This is a genomic window from Limnospira sp. PMC 1279.21, assembly GCF_032349615.1.
GTDB lineage: Bacteria > Cyanobacteriota > Cyanobacteriia > Cyanobacteriales > Microcoleaceae > Limnospira > Limnospira fusiformis.
In genome coordinates, this window is sequence record NZ_JARPLU010000086.1 from 1 (window position 1) to 21,575 (window position 21,575).

Below are 21,575 nucleotides of genomic sequence, written 5' to 3' on the forward strand. Positions count from 1 at the left end.
ATCTTTTTCCGAAAATCTAAAGAGTAACGGCTCATGGTAGTTGGTTGTGATAACTGATACAATAGCCATACATTATACTGTACTTTGTGTTTTGTGTAAAGGCTGTATCATCGGGTATAGCATTAGTCAAGCTGCGTCCTAACCACCTTGACTAATGCTATATCATCAAGATATACTTTTTTATAATTGTAATTTGTGTTAAATTATTAAAATTTCCAATATCTGAATTATTTAGCAGTATACCATAACTCCCCGCAAAAAGCAACCACTCCCCCCAAAAAAAAATTTTTGCAGCATTTGTTAATTTTTCGTTACAAAACTTAACATAACTTCCGTAACAAAAAAGTAGAGACAAGGTACGCTTTGTCTCTACTCTTGTTTATTGCCTAATTAGGCACGGTGTTAGAAATCGTCGTCATCAAGGATGTCATCAGTGATGATAGCAGACGAGAAAGGTTCTTCATCGTCGTCATCAATTAAAGGGAAATTATCAGAATCATCATTGATAGCAAACTCATTATCCTCATCATCCTCATTATCTACGAGGTCATCAGAGAACATAGCCTGGTCACTGTAGGCGCGAGCCGAGTGGTCATCAAGAATTACATCTTCCCGCAAATCATCATTATTAACATCATCTTCGAGGTAGCTGTAAGGTTCCTCATCCATAACCGACTCTTCCGCCAAAACCGGGTCTTCATAAGCATTAAAACCGCTACCAGCAGGAATTAGTCGTCCGATGATGACATTTTCCTTGAGACCTCGCAACCAGTCCGACTTACCCTCAATAGCAGCTTCAGTTAAGACGCGAGTAGTCTCTTGGAAACTAGCGGCGGAGATAAAGCTGTCAGTATTGAGAGAAGCCTTAGTAATCCCCAACAGAACAGGAGTATAGCGAGCGGGAGCGCCGCCAGTAATAAACATAGCCTCATTGACCTGTTCAACCTGACGAAGTTCCGTCAACTCTCCTGGAAGAGTAGTAGTATCACCGCCATCATCAATGCGAACCTTAGAGGTCATCTGACGGACAATCACCTCGATATGCTTGTCGGAAATATCAATACCCTGAGATTGATAAACCGATTGAACCTCATTAACCAGGAAAATCTGACACTTTTGGAAGCTCTTGAGAGCCGCCTCATAAACCATCCCATCCTGTTCCAGATAGTAGTTAAAGAACACCTCCAGAATTTCATGAGGATTAGCCGGACCATCAGTGAGAGGCTGTCCGACATCAACGGTTTGTCCATCAGAGACAATAACTGTCTGACCAGGAGTAAGGGGATATTCAGTCGCAGCGCCGCCAGACTCAATCACGCGCAACTGGACCAAATCATCAAAAACCTCCAGCTGAGCCGTACCGGGTTGTTTAGCCAAAATACAAGCCTCTTTAGGTTTACGAGCCTCCAGAAGTTCCTCAATACGAGGTAGACCCTGAATAATATCCCCAGTTTTGGGTCGCTCAAAAACCAAAAGCACCAAATTATCACCCCGTTGGACCAAATCGCCATCGCTCAAATGCAGAACCGCGCCGGAGGAAACGCGATAGGGTCTTCCAATACGGAGAACTATTGATGTTTCCGAGTCATCCTGGTTAATAGCCACAACTTGGCCAGACTGGGACAATTTAACTCCAGGTGCAATTTCGGAATCTTCTACTACCAGTTGACCGACTTTAACAGTAGGAGTGACACCATCGGGTAGTTGAATGGTCATCATATCGGTGTCACGAACAATGAGACAGCGGCGGAGAATTTCAGCACCGGAGCGAATACCGCCAACGACACCGCCATCTTTACCGAGAATTTCGGTGCGAGTGACGACTGCGCCTGGTTCAATTTCCTGACCATCATGGACTAGTAAGCGAGTCCGGGTGCTACCTTGGGTGGAATCAGCGATAATATCGCGCCGAATCACCAAAGACTCTAAAATCACCAATTGGAGGCGCATAATCTCAGGATTATCTTCATCGGGAATCAACTCGATATCAGCCGCCAACTGAGGCGCTTCGGTACCGATGTTAATTACCAACTGAGTACGCAACAGTTCGACTCCTTCGACAGACCGAACCCGCTCGCCGTCTTTATAAGATAGACGTTGTACTGCTTGGAGAGAGATAGACTGATTGAGGGATTCCTGGGAGGGAACTGGGGGAGTTTCTGGAACATGAAATTCCACGACGGGACGCAATAGCAAGGCGGGACCTTCGGGAGATTCCACATACTCAACATAATTAAGTTCTGTGGCTGTAACTCCTGGTATAACTTCTTCTCCGGCGTTTTTAATTTGACCATCGATCGCCATTACCATTTCGGGGTCATCGACCAGATGCAATTCCCCTGGTTTGACGACAATTTCGCGAAGGATATCGTTCTTTTGGGTAACTTCAATGACCCCTTTACTCTGACAGAAGATATCTTTAACTACCTCTGTTCCGGCTTCGACATATTGACCATCTTCAACGATTAACAGAGAGATGTCCTTATTCACTTCGTGACACTCTTCAGGAATCCATAATAAGGTTCCCCCAGAAGTCACCTCATAGCCTTGTTTACCTTTGGAGCGTTTAGCAACTTCCACGCCAGCGTATTTAATAATCCCGCCAGTAGTGGTGCGGTAGCTATCATCCATCAATTCCGCGATCACTTCATGATTTTCGACCTTGCTACCGGGTGTAACTTTGAGGGAGAAACGGTGATTGCTGTTAGTTTCAATCACATATTGTTCCCGTCCCAACTCTGATTGGAGACGTACCAAAGCCTGGTCTAAAAGTACAGAGGCGGTGATAATTTCAATTTCCCGTGGTAGAGCATTTTCCTCACCGGAGGAGGTGGTGATCATACCATCAGCGAGTGTTTCTGTGGCTACAGTGGCGGGGTCTATGTCATTATCATCGGTAATGCGGACAATACCGCCATGTTCGGTTTGCAGTTTAGTTTGAGCCAGGACGCTACCTGGTTCCACACGATCGCCATTTTTGACCACTGGTTCTGCGCCGGGGGGTAAGTTATAAACTTCTCCGGCTAAGACCCACAGCAAGCCACCCCGTTGAGCGATGCGGGTCATATTTCCTTGGCGATCGAGTTTTTCTTCTGGTACAACGTCAGCAAACTTAACCTCTCCGGCTAAATCTGTTGCTACGTCCTTAGTGGCTTTTTCAGTAGTTTTGCGAGCGGTTCGTCCCCCAGCCATAATTTCCACCAGGACTTGGTCGGCGTTAACCGCTTGTCCATCGTGAACCACCACCGTAGAGCCTTGGCTGATGTTAATGCGCTTGTTCCCGTCTTTCCCTTCCACCGTGAGATAACCGTTGCTTTCAGCCAGGAAGGAGTCATCCCCGTGTCGGGTACGGAAAGCACGCAGACGGAGAGTTTTCGGAAATTTAACAGTCCCATCAAAGGGAGCGCGGAGAAACCCAGCCGCTTCAGCGGTAAATACGCCTCCGGTGTGGAAGGTCCGCATAGTCAACTGAGTTCCCGGTTCCCCGATAGACTGAGCCGCGATAATACCGATCGCTTCTCCTAAGTCTACCATTTCCGCATGAGCCAAACTCCAGCCATAGCAGTGGCGACATACGGATCTGTTCGCCTCACAGGTTAGAGGCGATCGCACAAAAACTTTTTTCACCCCAGCATTACAGATAGCGGAGGCTAGGTCATCACAAACGACTTGATTGCGAACAGCGCGGATTTCTCCAAAGCTAATAATTTCCCCGGTCTCTGGGTTTTTTACGTCCTCACCCAAGACGCGACCCATAAGGCGGTCTTTGAGGGGAATCAAAATGCGATCGCCGTCCGTCATATCTCCCAGAGTGATTCCCCGTTCCGTACCGCAGTCAATTTCCCGCAGAATCACATCCTGAGACACATCCACCAACCGTCTGGTCAAGTATCCCGAATCTGCCGTCCGCAGCGCCGTATCTACCAATCCTTTCCGCGCCCCGTAAGACGAGATAATATATTCTGTTACCGTCAATCCTTCCCGGAAATTAGTTTTAATCGGCTGGTCAATAATTTCCCCTTGAGGGTCAGCCATCAAACCCCGCATTCCCACCAATTGACGGACTTGGGAGATATTACCCCGCGCACCAGAGAACGCCATCATATAGACCGAGTTCAGGGGATTTGTCGAGCGGAAATTCCGCACTACTTCATCCTTCAGAGCCTCCGACGTACCGTTCCAGGTATCAATTACTTTTTGAAAACGTTCTACTTCCGTGATTTCTCCCTTCGTGTATCGCCGTTCTGTGCGCCGAATTTCCTCTTCTGCCTCCTCTAATAAATCCTTTTTTGACTGCGGAATTTGCAGGTCATCAACACTAATTGAAACCCCCGCTCTCGTAGCATATTTAAATCCCAAATCCTTCAACTCATCAGCTACTTGAGCCGTGACCGCGCTCCCATGATTCATAAAAGCCCAGGTCATCAATTTTTTCAGTTGACCTTTATCGATAACTCGGTTGCGGAAGATTTTTTTATTGTCAGACATAGCAGTTCACATTCAAAGTGCAAAATTTTTAAAGCCGTAGTCCTGATTTTTTCCCCAGGAATTTCCCCTCGCGAGGCGTTTTTTGGGGAGAGGCGGGTTCACGGCATTAACCTTGGCTATGGCTCCGCGTAGTCCCCCGCCCTTACCCCTCTAGGCAGACATCATATCTGCCTTTAATCATTGTTAAACCAGAGCATCTAGCACGGTTTTATTGAAGATAATTCGACCAGCCGTTGTCCGCACATATTGGGAAATCATGTTACCGTCCTTATCTTCTCGAACTCTCCTGGTCAAATTGCCACTTTTTTGACCCCTGTATAATTTCGTCAGATTGCTTCCATCAGCCGACTTTTCCTCTCCGTCAATTTCTTCAGGTTCATCTAGGTCAACCTCCCCATCAAAACGCACCCAAATCTCAGCGTGTAAATCCAGCAAACCGTGAGTATAAGCCACGCAAGCATCTTCCAGGTTACTGAAATAGCGATCTTTTCCTCGCACCGCCTTCGGATTTTTGGCAGTCAGATAATAGCAACCCAAAACCATATCCTGAGAAGGAGTAACAATAGGTCTTCCCGTAGCCGGAGACAGAATATTATTACTAGCCAACATCAACAAACGCGCTTCCGCCTGAGCCTCAATAGACAAAGGAACGTGAACAGCCATTTGGTCACCGTCAAAGTCAGCGTTAAAAGCCGGACAGACCAGGGGATGCAATTTAATCGCCCTTCCTTCCACCAGCATAGGTTCAAAAGCCTGAATTCCCAGGCGGTGGAGAGTTGGCGCACGGTTAAGCATAACTGGGTGTCCAGAAATCACCTCTTCTAACACATCCCAAACACTCGGATCGCCGCGTTGAATCAACTTTTTCGCCGCCTTAATGTTATTAACCAAATTCTGACGAATCAGGCGATGAATCACAAAAGGCTGGAAAAGTTCGATCGCCATTTCCCGAGGTAGTCCGCACTGGTGCATTTTCAAATTCGGACCCACCACAATCACAGAACGCCCCGAATAATCAACCCGTTTTCCCAGCAAGTTTTGACGGAAGCGGCCTTGTTTACCCTCAATAATATCCGAGAGAGATTTCAAAGGTCGGTTATTAGCACCCACCACAGTCCGACCGCGGCGACCATTATCAATTAAGGCATCCACCGCTTCTTGTAGCATTCGCTTTTCATTGCGGATAATAATTTCCGGCGCCAAAATCTCCTGCAACCTAGCCAGGCGATTATTACGGTTAATCACCCGTCGATAGAGGTCGTTTAGGTCAGAAGTAGCAAAGCGACCCCCATCTAACTGAACCATCGGTCGCAAATCCGGGGGAATTACCGGAATCACATTTAAAACCATCCATTCCGTTTTAGAACTGGTGGCGATAAAGTTATCAATGATCCGCAGTCGCTTAATCAGCTTGGCGCGTTTTTGACCTTTAGCGTTAGCAATATCCGTTCGCAATTTTTCCGCTTCTTCTTCTAGGGGGATATCTTCCAATAAACGGGCGATCGCCTCAGCGCCAATACCCACTTCCACCCCAACCAGTTCGCCTTCTTCTGCGTAAATCTGCTCCTCAATTTCCAGCCATTGTTCTTCCAGCAGCAGTTGTTTATAGGATAGATTATCAGCATTCCCCGGATTCAATACCACATAGGCATTAAAATAAACCACCTGTTCCACATCTCGCAGAGGCATATCCAGCAAAATCGCCATATAGCTAGGAATACCCTTGAGATACCAAACATGAGTCACCGGAGCCGCCAGTTTAATAAAGCCCATGCGATGTCGTCGCACCCGCGATTCTGTAACTTCTACCCCGCAACGTTCGCAAACAATCCCCCGATGTCGAACTCGTTTATATTTACCACAGTGACATTCCCAGTCCTTAGCCGGTCCAAAAATACGCTCACAGAACAACCCATCCATTTCCGGCTTGAGGGTACGGTAGTTAATAGTTTCGGGCTTGGTAACTTCCCCTACCACTTGACCGTTGGGTAAAGTACGTTCTCCCCATTGTCGGATGCGTTCTGGAGACGCTAACCCAATTTTAACGTAATCAAAACGTTGCTCTATCTTAGGCATAATTCTTGTACATTGAATGCTAACACAAAAAACCGTTCCATCGTCGCGGGTGCGCGGAGAGGGGCAGGTGCTTGTAGGTGATGCTTTCCGAATCAGCCATCAAGTCCACCTACCCAATTTCTGAACCCGCCCCAGCAGATGAATTGACCTACAACCGGTTACCCTGATCGTCGTCATCAATGACGCTCAAATCGTATGTAGGCTTAGAAGGTGTTCTGACCCGGTGAGGCTCATCAGCCATCAGGTCTACCTCCAAATCTTTACTAGCACCATCCTTTTTGTTAGTTTCCACCTTATGAGCTGCAATATCCAAACACAAAGATTGCAACTCCCGCATCAGCACTTTAAACGATTCTGGCGTACCTGGTCGAGGGATAGCTTTGCCTTTAACGATCGCATTTAGAGCTTCATTACGGCCTGCCATATCATCAGACTTAACCGTTAGCAACTCTTGCAAAGTATAAGCTGCCCCAAACGCTTCCAATGCCCACACCTCCATTTCTCCGAACCGCTGACCGCCTTGTTGTGCCTTTCCACCCAACGGCTGTTGAGTCACCAAAGAATAAGGACCAGTAGACCGGGCGTGAATCTTATCATCCACCAAGTGAACCAACTTGAGGATATAAGCGATACCCACCGTTACCGGTTGGTCAAAGGCTTCTCCCGTGCGGCCGTCATAAACAATAGTTTTGCCTGGGTATTCCTCACTAAATAACCAATCCTTTTTGAGTTTTTCGCGGGCTTCTTTAAGTTTACTGTGGACTGTCTCACGGGACATTTCTTGACCAAACATTTCATCAAACGGGATCACCTTAAACCGTCGTTTCAGGTTTTCTCCCGCCCATCCCATCAAACACTCAAAGATTTGACCTACATTCATACGACTAGGCACACCCAGGGGATTCAGGACGATATCCATCGGCCGACCGTCCGGGAGATAGGGCATATCTTCAATGGGAAGAATACGCGAGACAATCCCCTTATTACCGTGGCGGCCCGCCATTTTGTCTCCCACCTGAATTTTACGTTTTTGTGCCACATAGACCCGCACCACCATATTAGCTCCTGGGGGCAGTTCATCGCCTTGTTCTCGGGTAAACACCCGCACATCGACCACCCGGCCTTTTTCACCATTAGGAACCCGCAGGGAGTTATCCCGCACATCCCTAGCTTTTTCTCCAAAGATAGCCCGCAGCAGTTTTTCTTCTGGGGGTTGGTCCGACTCTCCTTTCGGGGTAACTTTTCCTACCAGAATATCTCCCGACTCTACCCAAGCGCCAATGCGAATAATCCCGGAAGCGTCAAGTTGTCGCAGGGAGTCTTCCCCGACGTTGGGTATTTCGCGGGTAATTTCTTCGGGTCCTAGTTTGGTTTGTCGCGCCTCAATCTCAAATTTTTCGATATGGATTGACGTATAAATATCGTCATAAACCAGACGTTCACTGATTAAGATTGCGTCTTCATAGTTGTAGCCTTCCCAGGGCATATATGCGACTAAAATGTTATGACCCAGCGCTAATTCTGCCCCTTCCGTCGAGGAACCATCAGCTAACACCTGACCTGCCACTACTTGGTCGCCTTCATAGACTAAGGGGCGCTGGTTTAAGCAGGTATCTTGGTTAGACCGTTGGTATTTTTGCAGTTCATATTCAATTTCCCAGCCGTCTGGGTCAATCACCCGAATTTTCGCGCCATCCACATAACTGACTTCTCCATCAGTACGAGATACAATCACCATACCTGAGTCCCGCGCCGCCTGTGCTTCTAGTCCCGTTCCTACAAACGGACGTTCAGGACGCAGCAGCGGAACTGCTTGGCGCTGCATATTGGAACCCATCAGCGCACGGTTAGCGTCATCGTGTTCTAGGAAGGGAATTAGGGAGGTAGCTACCGAGACAATTTGCACCGGGGAAACCGCTACATAGTCCACTTGGTCGGGGCTGGTTTTGGTGAAGTCCTGACGATAACGCACCGGAACTAGGTCGCCGAGGATATGTCCTTCGGAGTCATAGCTAATGTCTCCTGGTGCTACCCGTAGATCGTCTTCCTCGTCAGCCGTCATATACACCGGAAGCAAATCTCGGCGCACTCGTCCATTTTCTACGGGATAGTAAGGGGTTTCGATGAAGCCGTAGGGGTTAACCCGGGCGTGGGTAGCCAGGGAGCCAATTAGACCCGCGTTCGGTCCTTCTGGGGTTTCGATGGGACAGATACGACCATAGTGGCTTGGGTGAATATCACGCACCGCAAAGCCAGCCCGTTCTCGTGTTAAGCCACCGGGACCTAGGGCAGATAAACGCCGTTTATGGGTTAATTCCGCTAGGGGGTTAGTTTGATCCATAAATTGGGACAGTTGGCTAGACCCGAAAAATTCTTTGATGGCTGCTACCAAAGGTTTCGGGTTCACTAGGGAGGCGGGGGTTAGGGTTTCGGCATCGCCAACGGTCATCCGTTCCCGAATAATTCTTTCTAAACGGTTTAAACCTACTCGGATTTGGTTTTGCAATAGTTCCCCTACTGAACGCACCCGACGATTACCCAGGTGGTCAATGTCATCGGTTTCGCCGATGTCGTATTCTAGGTTAATCAGGTAGTCGATCGCCGATAGAATATCAGTGGGAGTTAGGACTCTGGTGCTATCTGGCACACTTAGCCTTAGTTTCCGGTTCAGTTTATGCCGTCCTACCCGACCCAAATCATAGCGTTTCGGGTCAAAGAAGCGATTCTGCAAAAGTTGTTCTCCCCCGGTGATGGTGGGAGGTTCCCCTGGTCGCAGTTTTCGATACAACTCCATCAGGGCATCTTCTTCGCTAAATTCCCCTTCTTTTTCGATGGTTTTTTGGAAGTAGTCTGGGTGCCGCAATGCGTCAAATATTTCGTTATTCGTCAATCCTAGGGCTTTCAGAAGTATCTGAGCCGATAGTTTGCGAGTTTTGTCAATTCTTACCCAAACTAGATCATTTTTATCGGTTTCAAATTTCAACCAAGCGCCTCGGTTAGGGATGAGGGAGGCGCTATAGGTACGTCGTTGGTTTTTATCGATTTCCGATTTGTAGTATACCCCCGGACTCCGCACAATTTGGTTAACAATAACCCGCTCGGCTCCGTTAATAATAAACGTGCCACGTTCGGTCATTAAGGGCAGGTCTCCGATAAAAACTTCCTGCTCTTTAATTTCCCCGGTTTCTTTGTTTATTAGCCGGGTAGGAACGTACATCTGCACGGAGTATGTACTATCCCGCCGTTTGGCATCGTCTACGTCATATTTGGGCTGTTTCAGCTTGTAATCTCTGGCTAAGAAATGCAGTTCTAGTTTCCCTGTATAATCACTGATGGGCGAGAAACTTTCTAATTCTTCAATTAGCCCGGTTTCTAAAAACCAACGAAAACTCGATCGCTGAATTTCAATTAAATCAGGAAGTCCAAATGCCGATTCGGATTGGGTTGTGTTTGTCATGGTTTGTACAGGTCTGCTGGGATGTTCAAGGTCTGCTGGTATGTTAGGGTTAGGCGAAATCAGGGTTACCCCTACCACATCATCGCCCCCATTGAGTATCGATATATCCCCACCTCTGGGCAATTGCTCAATGGCTTGTCGGGCGATTGGGGAAATTTGGGAGTTGATTTGTTTGATTAGGGGGTTAGTTTACTAGGAATGACGGACAAGCCAAATAATTCCGAGGCATTTTTAGTAGTCTGCTGACTCAGAGTTTCTAGGGATACACCACGGAGTTCGGATACTTTTTCGGCAACGTATTTCACGAAGGCGGGTTCGTTCCGTTTACCTCGTCGAGGAACCGGAGCTAGAAAGGGGCAGTCAGTTTCAATCAATAGCCGATCGCTACTAACCCGACGAGCAGATTCCTGAATTTGGGTAGCATTTTTAAAGGTTACCGTTCCGCTGAAACTAATGTAAAACCCCAAGTCTAAAAACCATTGCATTTCTTCAGGACTTCCACCCCAACAGTGCATAACACCTCGCACGGGACCATGATCTTTATCATCGAAGAAATCCCGCAACAGTTCCACCATCGAGGCGGCTGCATCTCGACAGTGGATAATTACGGGTTTATTTAGTTGGCGAGCTATTTCCAGTTGGGCTTGGCAAATTTCCTTTTGACGGGCTTCATCCTTAGCCTTATAAAAGTCTAACCCCGTTTCCCCGATCGCTACTACCCTCGGATCAGATTCAGCTAGAGTCCTAATTTCACTGGCTGTGGTTTCTGTCCATTTCTCTGTATCCAGAGGGTGCAACCCTACGGCAAAGGATAGTTCTTCTACTTGGTCGGCGATCGCCCTGATTTCGGCAAATTCCCCTGGATGAACACAGGAGTGTACCAAAGACACCACTCCAGCAGACCGCCATCGCTGCCGGATACCTCCGAGGTCTGTAGCCAGACTCTTGAAGTTAATGTGAACGTGAGTATCAATTAGCTGCATCTGGTGCTATCTGTCCTTCAGCATAGTTCCCAGCCTTTCGGCTAATATTTTAGCCAACACTGTTGGATTTTTGGTGATCACCGTTTTCTGGGATATCCCATTTAGCATAGCCATCCACTGAAGTTATAGGTTTTTCAACCCCTCACTTCAGTGCGACTTGCTGACATACTCGCGGACGGCACGAGGTTTCCCCCTAGGAGGCTGTCGCTTCCTGGGCGCTAGAATTAGGCTGGTGTCGTTTCAAGAACCGAGCTAATCTCGATTTTTTCCGTGCCGCATTGTTCCGGTGCAGAACACCTACCTTAACGGCTTTATCGATTTTACTGGTGGTTGCTGACATCCGCTGCTGGACTTCCTGCAACGCTTCATCGCTGGGATTAGCCGCATATTGCTCAACAGCGGCAAAATATTTTCTCATGAGAGTCCTGACGGCTGAATTATAGGTTCTATTCCTCAGCCGATTGCGTTCAGCAATTTGGACTCGTTTAATGGCAGATTTGATGTTGGCCATGGCTTCCGGTGTAGGACTACGCGGATCTTTGATAATCAAGATTTCCAGAAATACCAATATAGCACGTCAATAGGGGAATTTGTGCATTAAATTTTTATTTTGCCAATACGGGGGCGCAAAAGTCCAGATGAGGGCTGAAGATCTCGGAGTCAGGCAGAGTCTGTGAATCCGCGTTACACTATATAACAAACGCGGGTTATACTGAAAGTTAGGCTGACCTGGTTCGGCTTAATTCGGTATAAAAGAAATTTAGCCCCATCCGGGTTGCTCAATTCCCTTGCGTTTTGGCTAGTAACTTCTACGGTTTGCACTCCTAATCACCATGCTGCGAATTATTACTCAGTGGGTTGAAGCACAATCAGAACTGCGACGCATCGCCAGTCGTACCCATGATGATACTGTTATCCATAAAGAAGCTACGGTGCGAGAAGTTCTGCAAACCGTGAAGCGACAAGGGGATAAAGCACTGCTACACTACACCCAAGAATTTGACCACAAAACTCTGACCCTGGAACAGTTGCGGGTGAGTGCTTCGGAGTTGGATGTCGCTTATCAACAGGTTAATTGCGAACTTCTCGATGCAATTCGGTTAGCAAAAAAACAGATTGAGGCATTTCACCGCCAGCGTGTTCCTAAGTCTTGGGTTCAGTTTGGCGATGATAATGTGGTTTTAGGTAAACGATACACCCCTGTTGACCGGGCGGGTTTATATGTGCCGGGAGGCCAAGCGTGCTATCTCAGTACGGTTTTAATGAATGCTATTCCGGCTAATGTGGCTAAAGTGCCTCGCATTGTGATGGTAACTCCCCCAGGCATTGATAATAAGATTAGTCCGGCGATTTTGGTGGCGGCTCAGGAAGCTGGAGTCCAGGAAATTTATCGGGTAGGTGGCGCTCAGGCGATCGCTGCTTTGGCTTATGGTACGGAAACTGTGCCGAAAGTTGATGTGATCACAGGTCCGGGTAATATATATGTAACGCTGGCGAAAAAATTGGTTTATGGTACTGTCGGTATTGACTCGCTGGCGGGACCGTCTGAGGTGCTAATTATTGCCAATAGTATCGCCTCCCCTGTTCATGTGGCCGCGGATATGCTCGCTCAGGCAGAACATGATACAATGGCGGCGGCGATTTTGTTGACGACAGACTCCGCTTTGGCTCGTCAGGTGGTGGCTGAGGTGGAACGACAGCTTGAGCATCACCCGCGCCGAACTATGACGGAAAAGGCGATCGCTCACTATGGCTTAGTGGTGGTGGTGGACTCCCTAGAAGCAGCCGCTCAGTTATCTAATGAATTTGCTCCCGAACACCTAGAGCTAGAAGTTGAGGAGCCGTGGGAACTATTAGAACACATTCGCCATGCGGGGGCAATTTTCCTAGGTTGTTCGACCCCGGAAGCCGTGGGAGATTATTTAGCAGGTCCTAACCACACCCTACCCACTTCAGGTGCGGCTAGGTATGCTTCGGCTTTAGGGGTGGAAGTATTTATGAAACACTCCAGTTTGATTGAATATTCTCCGCAGGCGCTGCAAAAAGTCGCAAATGCTGTTAATATTTTGGCTACTGCAGAAGGGCTACCATCCCATGCAGATTCTGTTCGTCTGCGGACGAAAAATCAGGGAGATGGGGATTTTTAGCGGGTGTTGCTGATTTCTATGTCAGCTTAATGTGAGGAGAAGTTGCCAATGCTGAGGACAATTTTGGTTGCTATTGATGATTCCCCTTCTATGGAGATAATGATGAATGCCTTAAAGCAACTACAATTGGAACCCACAACCCATGTGATATTCTCCCATGTGGTTTCAACTACAGGGCCTGATGTAGATCCAATTGCCGATCGCCCCCATCCTAGCTCATCAGAAGAGTTAGCCTATTGGGATATCGAGAATTATCTACGCAGCTATCAGAAACAGTTAGCTGTTCCCAGTGATGTGGAAATTGTCCAGGGAGATCCAGCCGAAGAAATTATCCGGCTTTCTAATATCTATAAAACTGATTTGATTATTATTGGTAGTCGCGGATTAACTGGACTTAGCCGAGTATTACAAGGGTCCGTTAGTTCCCAAGTAGTAGCCGATGCTAATTGTTCAGTTTTGGTAGTGAAAGAAAAGGTGTAATAACCATGGTGTGAAATGCCGGACTAGCGGAGATTAACTAGCTAACCGGTTTTTTTTTCCCAGAAAAACAGGTCGAAAATATTTAGGGGATAGCGATTGACTGGAGCGGTTGATGAGCGCGAAAGCTGCATACTTGAGGGCGGAACTAGAAAGCTATCATGATCATGATCGACAAATTCCGAACTTCGGGGTTATGCTGGGTTTAAACATCCCTAGATCCTTGCGCTGATGGTTGATTACAATCAGAGTCCGACGGAAACCACCATAGACCCCAAAACCGCGATCGCCCTTAATGTGTTAACTATTTCCCCCGAAGCGACAGTGGAAGAGGCGATCGCCTTGATGAGTAATCCCAGTCGTGAATCAGACAGCAGTTCAATTATAGTCGTCACAGAAAGCGATCGCATTGTCGGTATTGTCACCGAGCGGGATATTGTGCGTCTGGCAGCCCAACAGCAACCCCTGCAAAGTTTGTTGGTAGGCGAGGTAATGAGCCAACCGGTTATCACCCTACAGCAGTCGGAACTAACTGATATTTTTGCGATCATTGACTTTCTGCAAAAGCGTGGCTTGCGCCATTTACCCATTGTCGATGACCACGATCGCCTGCTCGGTTTGATTAGCCACGAAAGCCTACAAAGGCTGACCCGTCCGGTGGACTTGATGCGGTTGCGGTCAGTGGGGGAAGTAATGGCTCAGGACGTGGTGACATCACCCCCCGATCGCACCCTGCTAGATATTGCTCAGTTATTGACCCAAAACCGAGTCAGTTGCGTGATTATCACCGAGTTCGATCCGGCCGACAACCCACCCATAGAGCGTCCTGTGGGAATCATCACCGAGCGGGATATTGTGCAATTCCAGGCTGTCGGTGGTGCGATCAGGGAAACCAGCGCCCAAGAGGTGATGAGTTTTCCCCTGTTTACAGTGCGACCGGATGAGTTTCTGTGGGCAGCCCAGCAACAGATGGAGGAACGGCGGATTCGGCGGGTGGTGGTCACTGGAGAACGGGGGAACCTAGTGGGAATCGTCACCCAAACCACCCTTCTACGGGCGTTTAACCCCATTGAACTCTATAATTTGGCAGAAAACCTCAAACAAAAAGTCAACCGCCTAGAAGCCGAAAAACTGGCGTTGTGGGAACGTCGCAACCAGGAACTACAAGAGGAGGTGGCCGCACAAACTCAGCGGATTCAAACTCAGGCCCAGCGCGATCGCCTGCTGCTGAATATTTCCACAACCATTCGCAATTCCCTGGACTTAGCCACCATTCTCCAGACGGCGGTGGATGAAGTGCGGCAGGTGTTGAGCTGCGATCGCGTGATTATCTACAAGTTTGAAGACGATTTGAGCGGTTCCGTCATTGCCGAATCGATTATGGCCGGTGGTCGTTCGGTGCTGCACAGTCAAGCCAATGACCCCTGTGTGACTCGAGAGTGGCTCGAACCCTATCGCCAAGGTCGCGTGCGGGTGGTGCGAGACATTTATGATGACTCCATGACCCTGTGCCATCAGGAGCTATTATTGAGCTTTGATATCCGAGCCAAGCTGATGGTGCCGCTTGTGGTAGACGATCGCCTCTGGGGGTTGATGATCACCAGTCACCGAGATCAGCCCCGAGATTGGCAAACCGGGGAAATCGAACTCTTGCAGGCGCTCTCGATCCAATTGGCGATCGCCCTCAAACAAGCCACCCAACATGAACAACTCCAGAACGAGATTAGGCAGCGCCAAAAGGCTCAACTCGCCCTAGCATCTTTAAATAGCGAACTTGAAAGCCGAGTCGAGCAACGCACCGCCGAGTTACAGGCTCGGGAAGCCCGCTATCGTGGCCTCATGGAAGGAGCCAGTGATGCCATTCTCCTAGCCACCCCTGAAGGCTACCTGATCGAAGCCAACCGCGCCGCCGAGGACTTATTCGGCTACTCCCGCGACGATTTCAGCGGACTGAGCCTAGAGCGATCGCCCCTACATATCAGCCAACTCCATCCCCTCGAGGAATTAGACCGCATTGTTAGCAGTTTGGAGCGGATTATTGAGGAAAAACAGCTTTGGGTGTTGGATACCCGGATTCTGAAGGCGGATGGCTCAGAAATTCCCGTTGATATCTCAGGAAGCCTAATTAAAGTGGGCCAGACCCATATAGTGCAAGGGATATTCCGGGATATTAGCGATCGCGCCGCCTTTGAGGAAAAACTACGCAGCAGTGAAACCGAGTTACGCAGCGTCTTTGAAGCCATGGGGGATTTGGTTTTAATCATTGCCCCCGATGCGCGCAAGGTGAATGTGATGCCCACCCGCCACCAAATACTCGAGCCCCAAGCCACCGAGATTCTCGATCAAACCCTCGATTGTCTATTTCAAGACGAGGCCGAATCCCGCACTCGACTGCCGATTCTGGAAGCCTTAACCACCGGAAAAACCGTGTCGTTTGAGTATCAAATCGACCTGGAGGATCGCCGCATATATTTTGAAGCGAGTATTTCTCCCATGAGCGATCGCCGGGTGATTTGGGTCGCCCGGGATATGACCAAACGCAAACAAGCCGAGGCGGAAATTTTCCAACTCTCCCAACGGCTCAAAATTGCCTTATCTTCGGGAAACATCGGCTTTTGGGATTGGGATCTTCGCCAAAATCAAATTACTTGGGATGAGCAGATGTATGCCCTCTATGGGGTTGATAATTCGTCATACTTTTCGTCGCCAGAATCTGTGGTAGCTTACGAGGTTTGGTCTCATGGCGTTCATCCCGACGATCGCCAAGCCGCCGCAGACCTCCTCCAGAAAGCCATTTTAGGAGAAGCTGACTATAACACCGAATTTCGCGTCCTGCATCCCGATGGCAGCCTCCACTATATTAAAGCCTCTGGGTTAGTTGTCCGGGATGAAGCGGGTCAGCCCATCAGCATGATTGGGGTGAATTTAGATATCACCGACATCCGCCAAGCTGAAGCCGCCTTACAAGCCAGTGAAACTCGTTTTCGGCGGGTGTTTGACTCCAACGTAGTGGGGATGATGTTTACCAATTTTGCCGGAGACATCATCGAGGCTAATGATCGCTTTTTAGAGATGTTGGGCTATAGCCGCGCCCAACGGCCTATGGGTTTAATCAACTGGGCAGAAATCACACCCCCTGAATATCGAGAGTTGGATTTGCAGGCGATCGAACATCTACGCCAATCTGGATTTATTCACCCCTTTGAAAAGGCTTATCGGCATCAAGATGGACATTTGGTGTTTGTGTTAATTGGGGTGGCGATGTTATCTCAAACTGATGAGAGTTCTGTTTGTGTAGTGGTGGATATTAGCGCCCAGAAAGCGGCACTTCAGGAACGCACCAAAGCAGAACAGGCTCTGCAAGAAAGTAAACTGCGCTTAGAACTGGGTCTGGCTTCGGCGAATACAGGACTCTGGGATTGGAAGATGCAGACGGGGGAACTTTGGTTCAATAAACAATGGAAATCCATGCTGGGTTATCAGGAGCATGAGATTGAGAACCGGTTGACGGAGTGGCAAAGTCGGGTTCATCCTGACGACTTAGCCCAAGTTTACCAGGACGTGGAGCGACATATTCAAGGAAAAACGGAGTTGTATCGCAATGAACATCGTCTGCGCTGTAAAGATGGCTCCTATCGCTGGATTTTAGCCCAAGGGCGCATGGTGGAACGGGATGCTGAGGGACGACCACTGCGGTTTATCGGCACTCATACGGATATTAGCGATCGCAAAAAAGCCGAACAAACCATTGAGCAGCAAGCGCAACGAGAACGGCTCTTGCGGGAGACGAATCAACGCATCAGTCAATCCCTGGATTTACCCACCATTTTTGACACCGCCTCTCGAGAGATTTGCAACTGTCTGCAAGGGAGCCGAGTGGGTATTTTCAAATTTTACCCCGACTCTGGCTATGACGACGGTGAGTTTGTGGCGGAGTCAGTGGTTAATGACTTCCCCTCGGTGCTGGCTATCCCCGTCCATGACCATTGTTTTGGGGAAAACTATGCCAGTCTCTACGCTCAAGGACGTTATTATGTGGCGGATGATATCCACCACGACGGTTTAGAAAACTGCCATGTAGATATTTTATCTCAGTTTCAGGTGCGGGCTAACTTAGTGATACCGATTATCTGTCAAGATGTCTTATGGGGACTGTTGTGCATTCATCAATGTGACGGCCCCCGCCATTGGGAACAGTCGGATATTGATTTGGCGCAGCAATTCTCGTTCCAGTTGGCGATCGCTATTCAACAGTCTAATCTGTTTGAGCAGTTGCAACAGGAACTCAGAGAACGTCAACAGACGCAACAACAGCTTACTCAACGCAATCAGGAACTAATCCGCGCTACCCGTCTCAAGGATGAGTTTCTGGCTAATATGAGCCATGAACTCCGCACCCCCCTCAATGCCATTTTAGGCATGACGGAAGGGCTACATGAGGAGGTGTTCGGTCCCGTGAATGACAGACAACTGAAAGCCCTGCAAACCGTGGAACGGAGCGCCTCTCACCTGCTGGCTTTGATTAATGATATCTTAGATGTGGCGAAGATAGAATCGGGTCAGGTAGAGTTAGAATGTTCCCCCACGGCGATCGCGCCTCTGTGTAAATCCAGTATCGCCTTCATCAAACAGCAAGCCCTGAAAAAACGGATTCAACTCTCGGTTAATCTGCCCTTAAATTTGCCTGATATTATACTCGATGAACGGCGCATCCGTCAAGTATTAATTAATCTGCTCAATAATGCGGTTAAATTTACCCCAGAAGGGGGAAGCATCACCTTAGAAGTGATATTGCCCCCACCAAGAGAAGCGGAGGGAGAAAGCCCATATCTCCGGTTTTCGGTGAGAGATACTGGCATTGGTATCAGCCCAGAAAATATCAAGAAGCTGTTTCAACCGTTTATGCAAATTGACAGCGCCTTGAATCGCCAATATCAAGGAACTGGCTTGGGTTTGGCCTTGACAAAACAAATTGTAGAATTGCATGGCGGTCGGGTGGGTTTAACCAGTGAAGTGGGGGTGGGTAGTTGTTTTAGTATCGATTTACCCTATCAGGCTTCTGTGATGATTCCCCAACGGATGGACTCGGAGGCGGATTTAAACCCTAATGATGTGGAAACGCCATCAACCCCAAATGCAGCGCCTTTGCTGCTTTTAGCGGAAGATAATGAAGCGAATATCAGCACGATTTCCAGCTATTTAACCGCGAAAGGCTACCGGATTGAGTTGGCGAAAAATGGTCAGGAGGCAATTAATCAGGCTGTGGCTTTATCTCCTGATTTGATATTGATGGATATTCAAATGCCGGGAATGGATGGACTAGAGGCGATGAAACGGATTCGGGAGATTCCAGAGTTAGCGACAACGCCCATCATTGCCTTAACGGCTTTGGCCATGGAAAGCGATCGGAAGGCCTGTTTACTAGCGGGGGCTAATGAATACTTGAGTAAACCAGTGAGATTAAAACAGTTAACCATGACGATTCAAGATCTCCTAAATTCTTCTGAAGATGCCCTGCATCAGAAAACTGATGCCGTCTAAGCATTATCATCAGGATCAGGGCCACCCTACTGGGTGGAAGTAGTTGTCCGGAAAATCTGTAGATCTATGTCGTCTCACAAAGCGAGCGGAAGACCCTGATGTTGGCTATTCCCCACGTCCAACGTCTAACCTAGGATTTACTATTAGGTAGGTGAACTTGACCACCCTAGGGCTGAAAAGCGATCGGCGAATTTCTCAGGAAAATCTTTAGTTAGCTACCATCTAAAGGTTATAATTATGGTAACAGTGCGAGACGTTCAGGCATCAAATAGGGCTGCAATGCCCGAAATAACTGCCTGGAGTGGATTTAAACCCCTTGTTTGAATATAAGGATAGCACACCTGACCATCCCTATAACTGTTTATATGTCCCAAAGCGAAAGCAAGGCAGGGAACTCAAGGTTAATTCCACAAAGAAAATCGCAATACTCAACTATATAACACGGAGGATTAAAACCACTTGGGCGATTGTGGGAAAGAGTAACGGCGATAGCCACCCCCAGTTTCAGGAATCACACCCCGTCAGATTGAAGCGGGGAACGGAAGGCGTGAAGTAGAACCTACTACCAGATGCGACCACTGCCAACCATCCATGATTAGGGAGACCGAATGTCCGGCTTGAACCATCAGAACTAATTAAGTAGCGAAATAGGTTGATACGCTGCGCTTAAAAGAGTAAGGGGAAAAGTAGGAGTCTTGTTGCACTACCTACATAGACCTTTAAAAGTACCCCGGTTCTGAGGACAAATCTAAAGATGGAATGCCCATATAAGAAGTGATTAAAGGTGTAATAAAACAACTTAAAACAGCACCTCAATCAGCCCTGATAAGCAAACTAAACCCAATTATTCGGGGATGGTCAAATTACTATTCAGGGGTCGTCTCATCAGAGACCTTCGTTAAGCTAGACCATATAACCTGGCTAATGTTACGGGCATGGACAGTATCAAGATGCGGAAAGGCAAACCACGAAAAGCTAACAAACTATTTCAGACATGGAACGGTTAGACTTAGTAATGGGAAAGAAAGGCATGAATCTTGGTTATTCCAAACTAAAGATGGATTCCAACTATGGAAACATAACTGGACTCCATTGGTCAGACACACCCCAATACGCCCCGATGCAACACCCTACGACGGAAACTGGACTTACTGGGCAACCAGAAAAGGACAAGCAATCGACACGCCTAACAGGGTAGCAAAACTACTCAAAAAGCAAAAAGGCAAGTGTAAATGGTGTGGATTGTATGTCGCACCAACAGATATAGTTGAAGTAGACCACATTGTACCTCGAAGCCAAGGCGGAAAGGATGAATACAAAAACCTTCAACTACTACACCGCCACACCCGCGATGATCAAACGGCACTTGACAATGCCAGAGCTGTTCCTTAACAATGGAGCAGTCAGACTAGGAGCCGTATGAGGTGAAAGTCTCATGTACGGTTCTGAATGGGAGGGAATGGAGGCGACTCCATTCTCGACCCCTAATGGTTTGCCAGGATATAGTCGGGGATTCCTGGGGGGTGATTAAGCGATCGTGAAACCAGACTCTTGCATAAAATCCGGTAATTTCTGGCTCCTGCCGGAAATTACTCCTCACAGAGTCTGCAAGATGCAGGTCCAGGATTAGACCTACGTTAAGGGGGTGATGACACCCACAGGTGAACGCCAGCCTGTTGCTCTGTCGTCTATCTTTAAGGAACGAGATGAGTGGATTGGCAATCTCGAGTGAGCTAGACGTAAAAAGCCCCTTTAACATGACCGAGGCAAACATTACCCCATCTGGGAGATAGCTTAAATGCCAAATTACCAAAATTACGTTTTTGTGGTTGACACACTGGGGCAACCGTTAAGTCCCACTCATCCGGCCAGAGCCAGAAAGCTTTTGAAGCAGGGTTTAGCCGCAGTGTTTAGGACTTATCCATTTACAATTATCCTCAAGAAAACCGTTGAGAACCCGGTCAATGAACCTAGTCGGATTAAGTTAGATCCAGGGGCATCAGTGACGGGTATTGCCTTAGTTAATCAGAGTCGGGACACAGTTATCTGGGGGGCTGAATTGGCTCATAGAGGAGATAGAATCCGAGCCAAGTTAACTGCACGTCGCGTGGTTCGTCGCCACCGTCGTTACCGAAAAACTCGCTACCGTCAAGCCAGATTCAATAACAGAAAGCGCGCATATGGATGGTTGGCTCCCAGCCTCAAACATCGAGTTGAAACCACCTTGACCTCGGTCAATCGACTGATTTCCTCATGCCCGATAACGGACATATCAATGGAGTTAGTACGATTTGACACCCAAAAACTGCTCAACCCGGAAATATCTGGAGTTGAATACCAGCAAGGGGTTTTGTTTGGATACGAGTTGAGAGAATATCTCTTGACGAAATGGCAACACCAGTGTGG

The 21,575-nt window shown here is 48.1% G+C and carries 10 protein-coding genes and 1 pseudogene; 6 read left to right on the forward strand and 5 right to left on the reverse strand.

The window, feature by feature from the left end:
- Positions 1–402: 402 nt before the first annotated feature.
- The 5 genes from P5683_RS13980 to rpsT form a co-directional block, all read right to left on the reverse strand.
- Positions 403–4,488, reverse strand: coding sequence for a DNA-directed RNA polymerase subunit beta' (locus P5683_RS13980; RefSeq protein ID WP_006621700.1), 4,086 nt, complete (start codon positions 4,486–4,488; stop codon positions 403–405).
- Positions 4,489–4,671: 183 nt separating this feature from the next.
- The gene (locus P5683_RS13985; RefSeq protein WP_006621698.1) at positions 4,672–6,564 is read right to left on the reverse strand and encodes a DNA-directed RNA polymerase subunit gamma; all 1,893 of its coding nucleotides are present in this window, start codon (positions 6,562–6,564) and stop codon (positions 4,672–4,674) included.
- A 148-nt stretch (positions 6,565–6,712) separates the two neighbouring features.
- Complete coding sequence (gene rpoB, locus P5683_RS13990) at positions 6,713–10,021, reverse strand: DNA-directed RNA polymerase subunit beta (protein WP_315640218.1); 3,309 nt, start codon at positions 10,019–10,021, stop codon at positions 6,713–6,715.
- A 176-nt stretch (positions 10,022–10,197) separates the two neighbouring features.
- Complete coding sequence (locus tag P5683_RS13995) at positions 10,198–11,004, reverse strand: TatD family hydrolase (RefSeq protein WP_006621695.1); 807 nt, start codon at positions 11,002–11,004, stop codon at positions 10,198–10,200.
- Positions 11,005–11,197: 193 nt separating this feature from the next.
- On the reverse strand, positions 11,198–11,515 hold the full coding sequence (rpsT, locus tag P5683_RS14000) for a 30S ribosomal protein S20 (RefSeq protein ID WP_035759876.1): 318 nt from the start codon (positions 11,513–11,515) through the stop codon (positions 11,198–11,200).
- Between the two features lie 322 nt (positions 11,516–11,837).
- Between rpsT and hisD the strand changes: the two genes are divergently transcribed.
- The 6 genes and pseudogenes from hisD to iscB all read left to right on the forward strand — a co-directional run.
- Complete coding sequence (hisD, locus tag P5683_RS14005) at positions 11,838–13,151, forward strand: histidinol dehydrogenase (protein ID WP_008056952.1); 1,314 nt, start codon at positions 11,838–11,840, stop codon at positions 13,149–13,151.
- A 48-nt stretch (positions 13,152–13,199) separates the two neighbouring features.
- On the forward strand, positions 13,200–13,631 hold the full coding sequence (locus P5683_RS14010) for a universal stress protein (RefSeq protein ID WP_006667929.1): 432 nt from the start codon (positions 13,200–13,202) through the stop codon (positions 13,629–13,631).
- Positions 13,632–13,859: 228 nt separating this feature from the next.
- A complete protein-coding gene (locus P5683_RS14015; protein ID WP_315640217.1) occupies positions 13,860–19,169 on the forward strand; it encodes a PAS domain S-box protein in 5,310 nt (1,769 codons plus the stop codon).
- A 774-nt stretch (positions 19,170–19,943) separates the two neighbouring features.
- Positions 19,944–20,078, forward strand: a pseudogene (locus tag P5683_RS14020) (group II intron maturase-specific domain-containing protein); the annotation flags it as partial.
- Between the two features lie 15 nt (positions 20,079–20,093).
- Entirely contained in the window at positions 20,094–20,561 is a 468-nt protein-coding gene (locus tag P5683_RS14025; protein WP_315651201.1) for an HNH endonuclease signature motif containing protein, read from the forward strand.
- A gap of 406 nt (positions 20,562–20,967) precedes the next feature.
- Positions 20,968–21,575, forward strand: a 608-nt coding sequence (gene iscB, locus P5683_RS14030; RefSeq protein ID WP_315645485.1) for an RNA-guided endonuclease IscB, incomplete at its 3' end; no start/stop codon positions are given.